17 protein-coding genes are annotated in these 16,497 nt (G+C 51.9%); 2 read left to right on the top strand and 15 right to left on the bottom strand.

Going from position 1 to position 16,497, the window contains the following annotated elements; all coding sequences use genetic code 11:
• Positions 1–120: 120 nt before the first annotated feature.
• Complete coding sequence (locus tag JNC80_RS01090) at positions 121–780, top strand: TetR/AcrR family transcriptional regulator (RefSeq protein ID WP_151158543.1); 660 nt, start codon at positions 121–123, stop codon at positions 778–780.
• Between the two features lie 69 nt (positions 781–849).
• On the opposite strand, the gene tdh is transcribed toward JNC80_RS01090, so the two are convergent.
• The 11 genes from tdh to JNC80_RS01145 all read right to left on the bottom strand — a co-directional run bounded on the left by tdh (position 850) and on the right by JNC80_RS01145 (position 11,676).
• Positions 850–1,884 (bottom strand): L-threonine 3-dehydrogenase, encoded by a 1,035-nt coding sequence (gene tdh, locus JNC80_RS01095; protein WP_116086661.1) that lies wholly within the window; start codon positions 1,882–1,884, stop codon positions 850–852.
• Between the two features lie 10 nt (positions 1,885–1,894).
• Positions 1,895–3,082, bottom strand: a complete 1,188-nt coding sequence (locus JNC80_RS01100) for a glycine C-acetyltransferase (protein WP_075654271.1) — start codon at positions 3,080–3,082, stop codon at positions 1,895–1,897.
• Between the two features lie 86 nt (positions 3,083–3,168).
• On the bottom strand, positions 3,169–4,251 hold the full coding sequence (locus tag JNC80_RS01105) for an NAD/NADP octopine/nopaline dehydrogenase family protein (protein WP_376709619.1): 1,083 nt from the start codon (positions 4,249–4,251) through the stop codon (positions 3,169–3,171).
• A 58-nt stretch (positions 4,252–4,309) separates the two neighbouring features.
• On the bottom strand, positions 4,310–4,915 hold the full coding sequence (locus JNC80_RS01110; protein ID WP_022709491.1) for a helix-turn-helix domain-containing protein: 606 nt from the start codon (positions 4,913–4,915) through the stop codon (positions 4,310–4,312).
• Positions 4,916–4,944: 29 nt separating this feature from the next.
• Positions 4,945–5,520, bottom strand: coding sequence for a peroxidase-related enzyme (locus JNC80_RS01115; protein ID WP_116086657.1), 576 nt, complete (start codon positions 5,518–5,520; stop codon positions 4,945–4,947).
• Positions 5,513–6,016: a CMD domain-containing protein gene (locus JNC80_RS01120; protein WP_225686475.1), complete on the bottom strand. Its 504-nt coding sequence runs from the start codon at positions 6,014–6,016 to the stop codon at positions 5,513–5,515. The genes JNC80_RS01115 and JNC80_RS01120 overlap by 8 nt, the downstream gene beginning before the upstream one ends.
• Entirely contained in the window at positions 6,016–7,515 is a 1,500-nt protein-coding gene (locus tag JNC80_RS01125) for an NAD(P)-binding domain-containing protein (RefSeq protein WP_376709244.1), read from the bottom strand. The genes JNC80_RS01120 and JNC80_RS01125 overlap by 1 nt, the downstream gene beginning before the upstream one ends.
• A gap of 78 nt (positions 7,516–7,593) precedes the next feature.
• Positions 7,594–8,670 (bottom strand): ABC transporter ATP-binding protein, encoded by a 1,077-nt coding sequence (locus JNC80_RS01130; protein WP_376709245.1) that lies wholly within the window; start codon positions 8,668–8,670, stop codon positions 7,594–7,596.
• The gene (locus JNC80_RS01135; RefSeq protein ID WP_022709486.1) at positions 8,670–9,464 is read right to left on the bottom strand and encodes an ABC transporter permease; all 795 of its coding nucleotides are present in this window, start codon (positions 9,462–9,464) and stop codon (positions 8,670–8,672) included. Before JNC80_RS01135 ends, JNC80_RS01130 begins: the two co-directional genes overlap by 1 nt.
• A complete protein-coding gene (locus tag JNC80_RS01140; RefSeq protein ID WP_376709246.1) occupies positions 9,464–10,450 on the bottom strand; it encodes an ABC transporter permease in 987 nt (328 codons plus the stop codon). The genes JNC80_RS01135 and JNC80_RS01140 overlap by 1 nt, the downstream gene beginning before the upstream one ends.
• Positions 10,451–10,566: 116 nt before the next feature.
• A complete protein-coding gene (locus tag JNC80_RS01145; RefSeq protein ID WP_022709484.1) occupies positions 10,567–11,676 on the bottom strand; it encodes an extracellular solute-binding protein in 1,110 nt (369 codons plus the stop codon).
• Between the two features lie 824 nt (positions 11,677–12,500).
• Between JNC80_RS01145 and JNC80_RS01150 the strand changes: the two genes are divergently transcribed.
• Positions 12,501–12,878 carry a hypothetical protein gene (locus JNC80_RS01150; protein WP_376709247.1) on the top strand — a complete coding sequence of 126 codons (378 nt, stop codon included), beginning with the start codon at positions 12,501–12,503 and terminating at the stop codon, positions 12,876–12,878.
• 33 nt (positions 12,879–12,911) lie between these two features.
• Here JNC80_RS01150 and JNC80_RS01155 read toward each other — a convergent pair whose 3' ends face one another.
• Genes JNC80_RS01155 through JNC80_RS01170 form a run of 4 tightly spaced genes read right to left on the bottom strand, consistent with a single transcriptional unit; the run spans position 12,912 to position 16,478 of the window.
• Positions 12,912–13,433 (bottom strand): DUF995 domain-containing protein, encoded by a 522-nt coding sequence (locus JNC80_RS01155; RefSeq protein WP_022709482.1) that lies wholly within the window; start codon positions 13,431–13,433, stop codon positions 12,912–12,914.
• Between the two features lie 31 nt (positions 13,434–13,464).
• Positions 13,465–14,421, bottom strand: coding sequence for a glycoside hydrolase family 26 protein (locus JNC80_RS01160; protein WP_022709481.1), 957 nt, complete (start codon positions 14,419–14,421; stop codon positions 13,465–13,467).
• Positions 14,422–14,436: 15 nt separating this feature from the next.
• Entirely contained in the window at positions 14,437–15,033 is a 597-nt protein-coding gene (locus JNC80_RS01165) for a DUF995 domain-containing protein (RefSeq protein ID WP_151158548.1), read from the bottom strand.
• The gene (locus JNC80_RS01170) at positions 15,030–16,478 is read right to left on the bottom strand and encodes a UDP-glucose dehydrogenase family protein (protein ID WP_376709248.1); all 1,449 of its coding nucleotides are present in this window, start codon (positions 16,476–16,478) and stop codon (positions 15,030–15,032) included. Before JNC80_RS01170 ends, JNC80_RS01165 begins: the two co-directional genes overlap by 4 nt.
• Positions 16,479–16,497: the final 19 nt, after the last annotated feature.

A 16,497-nucleotide genomic window follows, 5' to 3' on the forward strand; every position in this document is an offset into this window, starting at 1 on the left:
CGTGACAAGAAGTAGTTTTTTTTAAATAAGTAAGCTATTACTTACTTTCTTGTCAATTGCCCTCATTGCAAAATACGTAAATATACGATCTGAAATGTCAGAGCGTCGGAGGATTACAGAATGAGTAAAGTGGATATGAACACTTCCAAAGCTGTGCGCTCGCGCAATGCACAAGCCACAAGCCAGGCTATTCTCGAATCAGCCATTGTTGAATTTTGCGAATATGGCCTGAGCGGCGCCAGTACATCGCGTATCGTCGAGCGTGCAGGCTGTAATATCCGCATGCTCTACCATTATTTCCAGAACAAAGAGACACTGTATAAAGCGGCTCTGGAACAGGTTTATAATCAGCTGCGCGGCAGGGAAGCTGAGCTGAGCATACTCGACCGCGACCCGATGGATGCGATTAAAACCCTGACCGCATTTACCTTTGATTATATGCGGGACACCCCTGCCTTTATCAAACTCGTACTTGGCGAAAACCTGTTGCAGGGAGAGTTCATCCGTACCATCCCGAGCATACCGCGCTCGTCACGCCCGTTTATCCAGTCGATCCAGACACAACTCGACCGTGGGGTTGCAGCCGGAATATTCCGCTCGGGGATCGATGCCACCCAGCTTTATATTTCTATCGTCTCTCTCAGTTTCATGTATCTTTCCAGCCAATATACGCTGTCTGTTACTTTTGGCGTCGATATCTCCTCAGAGGAGAATATCCGCACACGCCGCCTTCACGTTGTGGATATGATTGAGAAATATCTGAAGCTAGGCGCGGAATAAGCCTTATGAAACAAAAACTGCCGTCAGATCGCTAAAATCTGACGGCAGAATAAAAAGCGTAAGCCGTATTTACCAGTCCATGACAACTTTGCCGGAATTACCGGAGCGCATGGCCTCGAAACCGTCGCGGAATTCATCAATCTTGATACGGTGCGTAATAACCGGAGACAGATCAAGCCCGCCCTGCACAAAGGCGATCATCTTGTACCAGGTCTCAAACATCTCCCGCCCGTAAATGCCTTTCAGATTGAGCATTTTGAAAATGACCTTGTTCCAGTCGATTTCAAAACCGGCAGGGGCGATACCGAGAATAGCGATCTTGCCGCCATTATTCATCTTGTCGATCATATCGCGGAATGCAGGTGCAGCACCGGACATTTCCAGCCCGACATCAAAGCCTTCTGTCATGCCGATAGACTTCATCACATCATCAAGATTTTCTCTTGAGGCATCCACCACATAATCAATGCCGACTTTTTTGGCGAGATCCAGGCGCACCGGATTGATATCAGTGATGACAACCTTGCGCGCGCCCGCACGTTTGGCGACCATTGCCCCCATGATGCCGATCGGGCCTGCACCGGTAACCAGCACATCTTCGCCGATCAGATCGAAAGACAGAGCCGTATGCACGGCATTGCCGAAAGGGTCAAAAATAGCGGCGATTTCATCCGGCACTTCATCGGGAATTGCCACCACATTATATTCCGGCAGGCAGATGAACTCTCCGAAAGAACCCGCGCGGTGCACACCCACGCCCAGCGTATTGCGGCACAGATGGCCACGACCCGCACGGCAGTTACGACACTTGCCGCACACAATATGCCCCTCACCCGAGACGCGTTCCCCGACTTTATATTTGGTCACAGCCGAGCCGATCTCTGCGATCTCGCCCATAAATTCATGACCGACAACCATCGGCACAGGCACGGTGTTTTGCGCCCACTGATCCCAGTTCCAGATATGCACATCCGTACCGCAGATTGCGGATTTTTTGACCTTAATCAGCACATCATTCGGGCCGATCTCAGGAACAGGGACGTGCTCCATCCACAGACCCGGTTCTGCCTTTGCTTTCACCAGGGCTTTCATCATATTCGTCATTGGAGTTCCCTCAGATAATGCCTAATTCACGGCCGGTTTGTTCAAAGACCGCAATAGCTTTGCGTACATCCTGCTCCGAATGGGCTGCCGACATTTGTGTACGGATACGCGCCTGACCTTTCGGCACCACAGGGAACGAAAAGCCGGTCACATAGACACCTTTTTCAAGCATTCGCGCGGCCATTTCCTGTGCCAGCGCCGCATCACCCAGCATTACCGGAATGATCGGGTGGCCGTCTCCGGCAAGTGTAAAGCCGAGTTTCGTCATTTCACGGCGGAACAATTCTGCATTCGCAGCGAGACGCGCGCGCAGCTCCGCACCGTTTTCGATGAGATCAAAAACTTTCAGTGATGCCGCAGCAATAACCGGCGCGAGTGTGTTGGAAAACAGATAAGGCCGTGAGCGCTGACGCAGCCATTCCACAGTTTCAGCCTTGGCAGATGTATAGCCGCCGGATGCACCGCCAAGCGCCTTACCGAGCGTGCCGGTGATAATATCAACCCGTCCTTCAACGCCGCAATATTCAGCAGAGCCGCGACCATTTTTGCCGACAAAACCAACCGCATGGCTGTCATCGACCATGACCATTGCATTATATTTGTCCGCGAGATCACAAACGCCCTGCAGATTGGCAATAATCCCGTCCATCGAGAACACGCCGTCTGTGGCGATCAGTTTAAAGCGGGAGCCTTCCGCCTTCTTCAGCTCTTCTTCAAGCGCGGCCATATCATTATTGGCGTAACGGAACCGCTTGGCCTTCGACAGGCGGATACCGTCAATAATCGATGCATGGTTCAGCGCATCCGAAATAATTGCGTCTTCTTCACCGAACAGCGTTTCAAAAAGCCCGCCATTTGCATCAAAACAGGAAGAATAAAGAATAGTATCTTCCATGCCGAGGAATGAGGAAATCCGGTCTTCCAGCTGTTTATGCTCTTCCTGCGTCCCGCAGATAAAACGCACCGATGCCATGCCGTAGCCATAACGGTCGAGCGCCTGTTTCGCAGATTCTGTCAGTTCTTCATTATCCGCCAGTCCGAGATAATTATTGGCACAAAAATTCAGAACGCGATCTCCCGAGGCCACTTCGATTTCACCGGCCTGTTTGGAGGTAATAATACGCTCGGTCTTATACAGGCCGGATGTTTTCAGGCCATCCAGCTCGGAACGGAGATGTCGAAGAAAATCATGTGTCATGCTTAAAGCTCTCTCACAATTATACCGGCATCTGCCCTGCATTTTATCAGTTTTTTCCGATGCAGGGCAGACAGAATGCAGATCAGTTATTGACCGGTTGCATAGCCATTTTTGCAAAGTCCGGTCAGGTCAGACAGGGAAAGCGCATCCATATCCAATGCGTTTAAAAGGTCATTTTCAGCGGTAAAATCCCGTCCGTACATTGCTGAGAAGATTTTAACGCCTGCCTCATGCAGTTCAGCCGGCTTACCTGCAAGGCGAGCCAGTCTGGCAGTCATCACCAGACCGAACGGCACATCTTCCGTGACATAGCGGCTGTCCGCAGTGGTCGGGCCGGAACCGCCATTGCCTGCGGCATGCATTTCCTGATTCATCTGTGAAATCGAGCTGACAGGAACATGGAATGAAAGATGGAAATGCTCGAAGATTGTCCGCACTTGCAGCCCCAGAGCCGTAGCAACATTGATGCGTTCCTGATCCAGATCTTCCAGAAGACGCCCGACATTCGGTGTTACATTCTGCCCCTGGCTCCAGCTTTCACCGCGTTCCATACGGGTCATATTCCCCAGTGCAATACCCATATGGTTTTGTGGATTGAGATTGGACAAAGCGATAGCCAGCAGGCTGCCACGATCCACGAAACGATCCCCGAAAAGTGTCTGGCAAAGTGCCAGCCCTTCTGCGCTGCGAGATTCCGGCACTGTCGCAAGATCAATACGTTTGCGCACAGTATTTACATTCACTTCCGTCTGGCTCAGCTGCCGGCCTGAGACAACCGTTGTTCCCCACGCAATAACCGGAACGCTGATATCACGCACAGCCAGAAGGCGGGACAGATAGAGCGCACCAAAGGAGGCATGGGAGCTGATGATAACGCTCTGCTCCGCACGGATATAAGGTGCCACAGCATCCAGCACCGCCTTGTGCCCATAGGCAGGCAGAGCCACCACCAGCACATCAGAACCTTCTGCCAATGTACGTGCATCAGCAGCCACCTGCGGCCGGAATGTGCCGGTCACAGCACCGGAGGCAGTCAGCGCTTCGCCTGCAGCCAGCGCCTTTGTGCGCTCCCCCGATGGTGACCAGAGAATAGCTGTGTGGCCTGCCTGTTCCAGAAATGCTGCCATACCAAACGCGATTGATCCGGCGCCAATAATCCCTACCCGCATAGTTTTCTGTTCCTCACTCATAATCATTCAAATTATTCTGCGGTTGTTCCGCATTTTGTTATTTGGGTCGTAAATTGCTGCCAAAGCCGCCATTCACACCGGCAAAGGCAACGACCAGAAAAGCTTTGGCAGGCTGGCTGCCGATACTGGTCAGGCAATGCGGCACCTCTGCCGAATAACGGGCTGTCTCGCCTGCCCTGACCACCGTTTGCGACGCTGTGTTGGAAACGTGGATTTCACCCTCAAGACAATGCAGATGCTCCATTGTTCCCGGACTATGCGCCTCACTCTCCAGCTTACCGTTAAGATCAAAGTTCAGGAGATACCATTCGATCAGCGCAATCATGCCGGCCGGTGCCAGAATCTGCAAAGTACAGGTACCGTCCGGACTGCGGATCGTAGGCGTCAGATTGCCGGGCAGCAGGTGAATCTGATCTGTCCGCTCATTGGTCACGCCGCCCATAAGGCAATCCAGATTAACCCCAAGCGCCTGTGTCAGATGCCACAGCGTGCCATAGGTCGGATTGGCATTACCGCGCTCGATCTCGGAAAGAATGGAACGCGATACGCCTGCCATAACGGAGAGATCTGCCAGTGTAAGTTTTCGCTCTTTACGCAAAGCCTGCAAACGAGGCCCGATTTCCGGTGGTGTCAGCTGCTTCATTTGCTCACTCCTCAAACTATGCCGCAGACCTATTCCTCTACAGGCTCTCCCAATGTATGCATCAGTCTGTTTGCCCAGCCGAAAAGCGATGCAGACAGAATGAGATCAAGGATTTCATTCTGATCCAGCCCCGCCTCAGCCAAAGCCTGCATGTCGGTTGCGTCCGCCTGCGGCGGGCAGGCCGACAGGCGAACTGCAAAATTGAAAATTGCTTTCAGCCGCGGTTCAATATCCGCATTCACACCATCACGAAAAATGGCGGCAATGGTATCCTCTTCCTTTGCCAGCTGATTATAGCGGCTTGCATGTACCGCCGCGCAATAGATACATTGGTTTACAACCGAGGCTCCCACTGCCCCGATTTCCCGCTCCGCACGGGACATGCCGCCGCGATTATACATCACGCCGTTAAACAGCGGAGACCGGTGCTTCAGCGTTTCAGCATCATGCGCCAGCACCAGAAGATAGTCCGAAACCTTGGTGTTGGACGGCGTGACTTTCAACGCATCCAGCTGTTCAGGCGTTGCATCCGCCAGCACAACCGGCGTCACATAGGGTTTCCAGACCGGCACTGTTGTCGTGAATTCATGAATGGTCTTACCCATGTAAACCTCTCATCAAACGCAAACCGGCTGCAACGCGGATCTGATAGCTGACAAATGCCAGAAGCTCCGAAAGCCGTACAATATCAGCGTCATTCACACCGGCCTGACGCAGCTTTTCAATATCGGCACCCGTGGCATCTTTAGGAGAGCGCGTCACAATATCCGTATGCCGGATCAAAGCCTGCAAACGCTGATCGTCACCGCCGCTGAAGCTCAGATCAGCGATCAGAGCCGCTTCTGCAGCATTATCCGCCTGTTCCAGCAAAGTTGTGAAATGCTGTGTCAGCGCTTCGTCCTGATTATGTCTGGCAACTCGCACCGCAATGGCAGCGCGTTCGGCACGGGACAACCCGCCCGCATCAGCAGGCATTAAGGCACTGTCATGGGTTTGCTGTGTCAGCGCCAGAATATCCGCACGGCCTGCCAGCACCTCACGCAGAGGATCTGTGGCTCCGATACCGGCGGCACTGATAAGAATATCCGCAGTTTCCGTCATTATACCTTCTCCGCCTGTTGCGACTGTATCTGCTCTGCATCCGGTAAAGGTGAAGCTTTCCACTCATCGCCCTGCAGTTCCGGCGTGCTGTAATCCAGCAAGGCCAGCCAGTGCTGCTCAAAATTTTCCTGATAAAGCCGGGCTGCAATCTCACGAGCGAGAATGGCCGCGCCTTCGCTGATGCCCGGAATATCGCCGCTCAACTTGCCAAAACTGGCCGCCGCACCAGCATTGAAACTGTAGATATTAGCCAGCCAGGGAGCCGTGCCCGCCTCTTTCTCGCGGAAAGAAAAGTCGGCGGAAAGATAAGGATGATTGCCGAGTTCTTTATTTTCCTCACCGGCCGGAGGTGTATAGCAATCGCGCCAGAGCAGGATTTTATCCGCATAGGCTTCCAGTTCTTTGCGTGCCAGCGGGTCAACGGTGAAGCCGGTGCCAAGGATCAGGAAATCCGTAACCAGCCGGCTACCGTCCTGTGTTGTGATAATGAGTTCATCACCGCTCTGCTCGACCGATTTCACACCGGCATTAAAATGAAAATGCGCATTGTCATGACGGCTGACCCGCAGCGTTGAGCCGCGCGGTGCAGGGGTCTGGGTGCGCAATGAATAATTCATGATCTGCCAGCGGCGTGCATCATCCAGCTTAGAAAAAGCGGCCGTAAAACCAAAGGAGCCAATACCCATCAGCTTGTTGATCTGCGGCATTTCCTTTCGGCGGATGAGATGGCGCACTTCTTTGGCACCGGCTTCCAGCGCTTCAGCGGCATTATCCACCGCAGAGGCTCCCACACCGACCACAACAATCCGTTTGGAACGCAGCGCCTGAAAATCAATCGCATCAGAAGAATGCGCCCAGAACTTCCTGTCCAGCCCCGCTACAAAATCCGGAATATTGGGATGCCCCATACCGTCACGGCCAGTCGCCATGACAATTTTGCGCGCCAGAATTGTCGCCTCTTTGGCACCGCTGCCCGCCAGTGTCAGGCGCATCAGCGACCCTTCCGGCAGGATGGATTTTACCTCGACATTATTCTCAACCGGCAGAGACAGAACTTTCCGGTACCAGCGCAGATAGTCCATCCACATCGGGCGCGGGATTTTATCCATCTCAGCCCATGCATCATTGCCGAATTGTGCCACATACCACGAGCGGAATGTCAGCGAAGCAATACCATAGGCAGGACCTGTCAGCTGTTTTGGTGAGCGCAGTGTTTCCATACGTGCATAGGTCAGCCACGGGCCTTCAAAACCTTCAGGACTGCGATCAAAAATACGAATATTACGGATACCGCCTGCCAGCAGTGAAAATCCGGCAACGAGCCCGCACATACCGCCGCCGATAATCACGACATCATGCACTTTCTCTGCACCATCAGTTGTTTCCACCCAGTTTGCAGGCGGATAACACAGACAGGCCAGATCATCGCGGACACGATGTTCCAGCTCTTCAAGAGTGGAAGCGGCAACGTTAAGCGGTGCCTGCACGTTATATTGCATAACTCATTTCCATCCGGTTTTCTCAGATAATGATGAAGTTCCGGTCACATCAGAGCGACCGGAATGATCTGCATGACCTCAGCTCGAAACAGGCAGGACTGTTGCGCTTTCCGGCCTCCAGCTGACCCAGATGTCATCCCCGACTGAAGAGGTGATATCTGCCGGATGACTGAGCGCATTGAGAACGGTACCGCCGTCCACCTCAACAAAGACGGATGTATGATTGCCTTTAAATACCAGCTGACGGATGCGGCCCTTCAGACGGTTCTGACTTTCCGGTGCTGTTTCTGTGCAGCGGATCGCTTCTGGGCGCAGAGCAATGAAATAGCCGTCCTGTGTTGAAACGCTCGCAGTGCCGCGCGGAGCCGTCAGAATATTGTCATTCCAGTTCAGCTTCAGCATATCATTTTCAACGCCGGAAACCTGACTGCGCAGCAGATTGGTTTCACCGATAAAATTGGCAACAAAAACGCTCTTCGGTGCACGATAGAGTGTATGCGGATCACCCATCTGTTCAATGCGACCTTTGTTCATCACAATAATCTGGTCAGACATTGTAAGTGCCTCTTCCTGATCATGCGTAACAAAGACAAAGGTCTTGCCGGTTTTTTCCTGAATGGATTTCAGTTCGATCTGCATCTGCTGGCGCAGTTTTGCATCCAGTGCCGAGAGCGGTTCATCCAGCAGCAAAACCTGCGGATCCGGTGCCAGCGCACGCATCAGAGCCACACGCTGACGCTGACCGCCGGAAAGTTCTGATGGCAGGCGATGTGCATAATCCTGCAACTGTACCAGTTCCAGCAGCTCGGTCACCCGCTTGTGAATAAAGTGCTTGTCGCGGCCTTTTAGCTCCAGACCGAAGGCAATATTCTTAGCAACGGACATATGCGGAAACAGCGCATAATCCTGAAACACAATATTCACATCGCGCTTATTAGGCGGCAGCTTTGTCACGTCTTTGCCTGCGATGATGATGCGGCCGGATGTCGGTGTTTCAAAGCCGCCGAGCATACGCAAAGTGGTGGATTTACCGCAACCGGAAGGCCCGAGCAATGTGATGAACTTGCCTGCTTCAATGGTCAGGTTAAGCTCTTCCACCGCAACAAAAGAACCATAGCTTTTTGTTACATTCTCAAATTTAACGATCGGTTCCATTAGCGTGTCCTCGAACGGCGGGTTTTATATTCTGCATAGAGGCCAACGGCTGCGGTCACCAAAAGGACAAGCGTTGCCATGGCATTGATTTCAGGAGACATACCGCCCTGCACTTTGGCGAAAATCAGCATCGGGAGCGTCGGCTTGTAACCACCCAGAAAGAAGGTGCGCACAAAGTCATCAATCGACAGCAGCACGCAAAAGATCATACCGCCCATGATTGCAGGCCAGAGATAAGGCAGTGTCACCCGGAAGAAGGCCACAACGCTGTCTGCACCGAGATCACGCGCCGCATCCACCAGATTGCCCGGCATTGTGCGCAGCCTTGTCAGCACCATCACCACCACAAAAGGCACGGCGTGTACTGTGTGCCCCAGAATAATGGCGGCTGTGCCGGTCGGCATATCAATCGACGAGATGAAAATGCGCATCGAAATCGCCGAGATCATCCCCGGCACCACCGCAGGCAGACAGGCAAGCGCAAAAATAATTGCCTGACCTTTAATCCCTTCCGCCACAATCAGCATGGCAATCCATGTGCCGATAGTCGTAGCCGCCAGCGTGGTCGCCGCAGCAATCAGAACGGAATAGATAACAGCTTCGAGAAACTGCTTGTCCTGCATGACCTTGACATACCAGTCGAAGGTCCATTCGCTGATCGGAAAAGCAATGAAACTGGCATCTTTAAAACTCATCGCCATCATCAGCATCAGCGGCAGCATCAGATAGATGACAAAGGCCCAATAGGTTGCTGTCAGAGCCGTGCGCGGTGCATCATGAAACAGGTTACGCATCAGATCACCCTCCGTTTACGGCCGCCGACAAGGCGCATGAAAATTCCGGCTGCGGTTAAAGCGGTTACCAGCATGATGATGGCAAAAGCCGCGCCTACCGGCCATTTATTGCTGGCGCCGTGGAAGAAGCCGCTGATGGTTTCAGGGAACATCACCGTACCGGGCCCGCCAAGCAGCATCGGCGTGGCGAAAACACCGACTGTTGTGAGAAAGACCAGTGAGCAACCCGAAATAATGCCTTCCTTGGACAAAGGCAGAATAATTCTGCGGAATCGTGTCCACGGGCCTGCACCAAGATCGGCAGCGGCATCGAGATAGGAGGACGGGATTTTCTCAATCGCGGAATAAAGCGGCAGCAACATATACAGGCATACGAGATAGATCAGGCCGAATGTCAGGGAGAACGGGCCGTAAAGCATCTGGATCGGCCGGTCGATCAGACCAATTTCCCGCAGAAAAACATTGAGCGCACCACGGTTTGCCAGCAGCATAATCACCGAGAATGTGCGGATCAGCTCCCCTGCCCAGAACGGGACGAGCAGCAGCAGCAGTGCTTTGGAGCGACCCTCCGGACGCACAATTTTCGCAACATAATAGGCGACCGGATAAACCACGATCAGGGTTGCCGCAGTTGCAAAAAGTGAGAAAAAGAAACTGCGGATCAGGGGTGTGAAGTAAATCGACTCCTGAAAGAAGATCGCATAATTATCCAGCGTATATTGCGGCTCACTGCCCGCAGGCAGCGGATATTGCGACATCAGGCTGATTTTCAGCATCTGATAAATCGGCCCGACATGCAGAAAAATGAGCCAGAGCAGAGGAAAACCTGCCAGCAGGATCACGCGTCCGTAACGCGAATTGACCGCGGCTCCCAATGTTTTCTGATACAAGCCGGAATTCATGACTTTTGCTATTCGTGTCGAATAGCGCGGCATTTCCGCTTTTTGGCTTATACCAATATCGTCCCTGATAGAGGTGTCAGACATATAGCTTTCCTGTTCAGCCCTGCGACGCATGTCGTGCTGTTTCATCAGACAGTCATTTTACGGGAAGGATGTTTGCGCCGGATCGGGCGCAAACATTCATTCAGAACACAGAGCCGTCAGGCGGCTTTGACCTCGGCAGTCGCACGGTCAACCAGTTCGTTTTTCATATCGCGGTTGACAGAGCTGAAGAAGATAACCCGCTCAAGCTGGTTCTGCGGCAAGGTTGCTGCCATTTTCTCACGGTCATTCAAAAGATCAGCCACACCGTTGATGGTGGAACTGTAACCGGACTGACGTGTCATCGATGCACCGACTGCCGGATCTGCCAGAACTGCATTGAGCAGCTTATAGGCATTTTCCTGATTAGGTGCATTATTGACGATGTTCAGCGTATAAACGAAGCCGAATGTGCCTTCTTTCGGCGCAGAAAGCTGGATCGGATGACCTTCCATAATCAGCTTGGCAACCGGACCTGACCAGGAATGCGCCAGATAAATATCTTCATTGATAAACATCTGCTGCACTTCGGAACCGGCATCGTAATATTTACGCACCATATCCTTGTGTTTAATCAGGAGATCGCGGGCATCATTGGTGGCCTTTTGTGCAAGCTCACGATTATCCGTATAGCTGACAAAATCACCGTCATAGCCAAGATATTGCATGGCCAGTGTCAGGAAGTCGCTGACGATATAAGAGGTCTGCCCCTTATATTCCGGATCAAACATGATCTCCAGACTGTCCGCTTCCTTAACGTAATCGGTATTGCGTGCAAGCCCCTCATAGCCGGCCAGAATTGGCAGCCCCCAGAGCTTGTCCTCAACGCGCGCCCATTTGGCATCCTGATAGACAGAATTGAGGTTTTTCCAGTTGCTGATTTTATCTGTATCAATTGCAGAAATCAGCTTGGACTGGATGAACTGGCTATAGCGGTGCCCTGCAACCGTTACGATGTCGGTTGACGGATTGGCGCCTTCTGCAGTCAGCAGGTTATATTGCTTGCCCTGATCGTCTGTCAGACGAACGCGCACTTCAATACCGGTATCCTTCTGGAACTTGTCCAGAAAGTCCTGCGGCAGAAATTTGTCATAGGTTGTAACATTCAGAACGCCGTTTTCAGCCCATGCCGGACGCGGTCTGATGATATATGGTGACGACAGCACAGCTGTCCCTGCCGCAACCAGCTTCAATGCTGACCGGCGGTTAACCAGAAGAGTCTTCCTCATTATGTTCCCCTGAAGATATTTGTTTTTTATTATCAGGCGCAGATCAGGCTCACCCACAGGATCAATTGAAAATACTTCGCCGCTTCCCTTCGGCAGAAATATCGGATCTGGTGGAAAAATTTCCGCTAAAATGGATAATTCCGATAAAGCAGAAATATGTCAAGGGCTTTATTATAAAGAAATAATTTTTAGCATTATAATCAACGACTATAAACAAAGGCCCTTAAAATGCAAAGCAAATCAAAATTGCATTTGATTTAACATCATAATTTTATTGATGAATTTTTCCAGAGAATATTTTTTAGTTATGCCTGATTTACGCAGGGAAATTGACAATTCTGCTCTGTGCAACCCAAACTGAAAAATCTTTTATAGCGGATTTTTTCCGCTGCTTCCGCTTCTGCACAGCTCAACAATGAGACCGGATAATTCTCGCAGAGAGAATCTCCTGACCTGCATGCGCCATTTCGACGCAAATTAAACCATCTGTACAAAAATCTAACACAAACGCCCTGATGCCGCCGATTGCAGGGAAAACGGTTGCAGGCAGGCAAGTTATTGAATTGCAGTAAATTTTATGCAGCACGCCGGGCAAGTACAAAAAACGGTATCATGAGTTACAAGCCTGATCCGCTGTCCGGCAGCATTCCCGCGAAAAGGGGTTGGGTTCCCGCGACCGATACTATATGAAGCCCTTACAACTTTAGATCTAACTCAATTAGGCAATGCTTCAATTGCTAATTGTCCCGATCTTAATCACTTCGTATTAATTTATTCAGTTTATACGTTCCTGTGTCACGGCATCGGAACAAAGGTTCACACGAATGCAACTCTTCTCCGCAAAGATCCTCGCGGGTCACCGTAATCGCATGCCTTTCAAATCCACAACACTCGCTCTTACAGCCGTTCTGGCTGGCAGTCTGGCCATTGCCGGATGCAGCACTGGCTATAATGTTGCTGAAACACAGGCAACATCTGTCACCAAAGTCGGTTATGGCCTGCCTGCAAAAACCACTGCCATCGCCAAAGCAGATGATATGCAAGCCCCGCGCACGCAACGTGCACCGCGTGTTGCTGCTACCAAAACAGTGGCATCTTCAAAATCAGTCAGAGTGGCTTCCGCAAATTATCTGGGACGTGCGCCTTATATCTGCACACCAAGTGGTTTCGGCAGCAAAACACGCTGCTTTAACAGAAGCTGACGGCAAACAAGATATCTGCCGCCAGCTTCATAGTCAGTTGGATGCCATAGCCGGCATCATGCGGTCCAGTTGTCTGCTCACATAATCACCCCGGCGGAATTTGGTGATTTCATCACCTTTTCTTGCCGGTGCGTGTTTGAAAATATACCAGTCACCATTCGGCTCTTTTCGTTGATAAATAACGCCGTTCTTTTCGCGGTGGCTGAAGCAGGTTGTTGCCGGAAAACTGGTACCTTTTTCATACCATGTCGCACGGAAACATAATTTTCCGGGATCGGTGATAAACCAGATCCCCTGACCGGCAGAAGCATTGCTGCCCCTGCCGGACCATGCCTTGAATTGCCGTTTTGACACGGCAAAATAACCGGCGCCGTCTTTCCACATCCATGAATTATGGCTGTAAATCCGGTAAATTTCGGAACTGCTGAGTGGCTTAGCCGTGTCTGCACCTGACGCTGTCTGAGCCGCTGCCGGAGCTGCAAGACCAGCGGAAACGCTCAAACCCAATCCGCCGGCTACCGCTATTATAAGTGTCATTGCACGAAACATTGACATAATCGCCTCCCTCACGCTCAGACAGCGTGGTTCAGTTGGTTGGTGTATTCACAACGCGCCATTCAGGCTTCCCGAAACCGTTCGCCCATGGATAAACTTCACGGTCATTGAAATAAACCACGGTTTTCAGTTCAGGAAATTCCGGATGAGCCTTGGCAACATTCTCAGCCCAGTTCCGGTCATATGCGGCATCGCCGTCATAGCCCAGCTCGGCGACCCAGATCGGTTTGCCGAAGCCTTTTACACGGTCATAGCCCGGTGCAAGACGTTCAGAGAAAGTCTGATCCCCGCCCTTGGTTGCACGGTCGTATTTTTGGTAACCGAAGACGGAAAGCCCAACAATATCAACATAGTCATCGCCGGGATAAAAGGCCTGAAGCCCCTCATTGCCTTTTGGTGACCACATATATTTGGCATTTGGCAGACTTTCTTTGCATACACGCACCATACGCTGATACGCCTTTACATATTCATCGGGCTGCCAATGCGCCCAGGTAAACTGGTTATCCGTTTCATCCATTTCCTGCGCCCAACGGATGATAACCGGACTTTTCAGTTTTGCCGCTTCTGTGCAGACCTTTGCCATATACACATCCCGCTCCCCTTTCAGAATGCTCTGCAAAAGCTGCGGTGAGGAAATACGCCAGTCCGGCGACCACGACCATGGTTCGACTGAAATCAACAATGTGCGGCCGCGTTTGAGCGCGTAATCATCGGCAAGTGCCAATGACCCCAGCTCAACATCTTCCCATGGCAGAAACAGATGTTCGATTTTGGAATTCTTGTCATCACCGAAATCGCCATGCGGGTCATAAGCACCAAAGCCTATAGAGGATGGTGTTATCACCGGACGTTTCGTGGACGGCTGATCCTGAGTTGCTGACATCTCGTTAGGGATACCAAGCGGAGTGCTGCTTGCGGCGTGAGCAGTACCGGACAACATGACCCCGACGAATGACAATGCAATAATTTTGGATATCCTATCCATTGCCTTTCTCCTGCGTTAATTTGTACCGTTCGGAGCCTGTGCAGAGAACGGTTGCTGTTTGGCATCTGCCTGTTGCGTGAACGGCTGCAGCTTTGCCAGCTGAGCGCTCACCGTGTCTTCAGCAATGAGTTTTTTGAACTCATCACTGTCTGCGGCCTTGGCATGTTTAAAAACATACCAGCTGCCGGAAGGTTCTTTTTTCTGATAAATCGTGTCTTCATAAATACGGTGGCGGAAACAGGTCTTATTGGCCTGTTTTGTCTGTACGCCATGCCATTCAGCTTTCAGACACATCAGCCCCGTATCACTCAGCACCCACCGCCCTTCAGCCCAGCGGGTATCATTCCCTGAGCCTGACCAGCCGATAAAGGTGCGGTCTTTTTCCTGCATACGGCCTGCGCCGTCCGGCCATTGCCAGGTTTTATTCCGGTAAAGCACATAGAGCTCTGCAGCGGACATTGCTCTTGCCTGTGCGGGCACTTTGACCGGTTCTGCGGCACCGGCCGGTATAACGGGCACACCCGTCATTGTCAGTGCGGCCAGCATAACACTAAATCTGCGTAAGCCTGCACCATATTTCTGAATTCTGGTCTTGTTGTTATCTCTGCTCATAGCCTGCTTCTCCCTGCTGTTCCGGCTTTTCCATCATTGCCGGTGTGAAGCCTGCCTCTTACGCCCCCTCCTGCCGTTACAGCAGACTTTGCTTCCTTCTCTGCCAGAGCGGCAGAATGTGTTTCCTTGTTATTTCGGGCCGGTTTACCAATCATCGTGATACGGAAACCCGCTGCTTCTGCACTTTCCTGAGAAACTGCATTGCGCAGATCAACAAGAACGGGTGCGTTCATGAGTTTTCTCAAGCGGGTCAGATCCAGCCTGCGGATACAATCCCATTCTGTCACGATGACAACGGCATCCGCATTGCGTGCACATTCATAAGGATCATCAATCAAAGCCACATCATCCAGCATCTGCGCGGCATTCGGCATTCCCACCGGATCAAAAGCGCGGATTGTTGCCCCGAAACGCTGCAAAGTCTCGATCAGAGGAACCGACGGTGCCTCACGCATATCATCCGTATCCGGTTTGAATGTCAGACCGAGAACCGCGATGGTCAGCCCGTCCACATCACCGCCGACAGCATCAAGCACTTTCAGCGCCATTTTGCGTTTGCGTGCTTCATTCGCCGTTACAGTTTCTTCGACAACCCGCAGGGCTACGCCGTAATCCTGAGCGGTGCGCAACAGAGCCAGCGTATCTTTCGGGAAGCAGGAACCGCCATAGCCGGGACCTGCATTCAGGAAGCTGGAGCCGATGCGCCGGTCAAGACCAATACCCAGCGCCAGATCACTGATATCACTGCCTGCCAGTTCGCACAGGTCGGCCAGTTCATTCATGAAGGTAATCTTGGTCGCCAGAAATGCATTAGCGGCATATTTAATCAGCTCGGATGTGCGCCGCCTGGTAACCACAACCGGCACATCATGCGGTGTAAAAACATCGCGATAAAGCTGCATCAGCACGGTTTGTGCATGCATATCCTCAACACCGATCACTACACGATCCGGCTTCAGAAAATCCGGGATGGCTGCGCCTTCGCGCAGGAATTCAGGATTGGAGGCGACCGAATAGCTGCCACGGCGGCGCACCGAGCCGATAATCTTGTCAACCGCATCGCCGGTGCCGACCGGCACAGTGGACTTCACCGCGACCACTGCACCTTCCGCCAGATGTGGTGCGATTTCCTTGGCAGCCATATAGACGAATGACAGGTCCGCATCGCCGTGACCGGCGCGCGCCGGTGTACCGACAGCGATAAACACAATATCCGCATCTTTGACCGCTGCTGCCAGATCACAGGTGAAAGACAAACGTCCCGCCTGATGATATTTGCTGACCAGCCCGTCCAGCTCCGGTTCGTAAATCGGCAGGATGCCCTGATTAAGTCCGGCTATTTTTGCAGCGTTCTTATCGACACAGATAACGTCATTGCCCCAATGTGCAAAACAGGTGCCGCTGACGAGGCCGACATATCCGGTTCCTATCATCGTGATTTTCATGATCTGCAACGCCCTGAGG

This window comes from Pseudochrobactrum lubricantis, from assembly GCF_041929865.1.
GTDB lineage: Bacteria > Pseudomonadota > Alphaproteobacteria > Rhizobiales > Rhizobiaceae > Pseudochrobactrum > Pseudochrobactrum saccharolyticum.